Source organism: Microbispora sp. CL1-1 (assembly GCF_012034195.1).
In the GTDB taxonomy this organism is placed as follows: Bacteria; Actinomycetota; Actinomycetes; order Streptosporangiales; family Streptosporangiaceae; genus Microbispora.
On sequence record NZ_JAATEK010000175.1, the window covers coordinates 1 to 605 of the forward strand.

The following is a 605-nucleotide window of genomic DNA, read 5'->3' on the forward strand; positions in this document are numbered from 1 at the left end:
TCCAGGCTGCCCAAGAACAAGTCCGCGCGGATGTGATCGATCGGGCGGCGGTCCCCGGCGCGTTTGCAGGCGCGGGCCAGCTCATCGATCCGCTCGCACCCGGCCACCGCCCGCTCCACCGGCAGGTCCAGCCCGGACACGGTCGCGGTACCGTCATCATTGCGCGTGCCGGCCACCCGCCGCCTGCGGACCGCCTCGGTATAACGCTTTTCCGCCCAATCCGGATCGATCGCGAGCACCATGCGCTGAACGTGCTCGACCAGCTCGCCCACCGTCCACCCCGCCGCCCGAGGCACCAGACGCTCGCAAACCCAGCCGGCCTGGGCGTCGGTCAACCCGCTCGTCCAGCGGATGAAAGCCACCGCCCGCGGCTCATCCAACACCCCCTCCAGCATCGCCTCACCGAGCACCGGCAGGCGGCGATGCAGATTCCACGCCAGCTCGAACGCCGAATCCGCGCGGCGGCGCGACCACACCAGCGCCGCCCGCGCCTCATCCGGGGCGAACTCCTCCGGTGTTTGCAGGCGGACCACGCTGTCGCCGGACCACGCCTCACGCAGCCCGACCTCCAGCAGCACCCGCAAAAACCACGCCCGGTCATGACA

At 70.9% G+C, this 605-nt stretch carries 1 protein-coding gene; it reads right to left on the bottom strand.

All coding sequences use genetic code 11. The features are described 5' to 3' along the window. Nucleotides 1-578: DUF222 domain-containing protein (locus HCK04_RS40490; RefSeq protein WP_168066711.1), on the bottom strand; the 578-nt coding region annotated here is incomplete at its 3' end. Between the last annotated feature and the right edge of the window lie 27 nt (nt 579-605).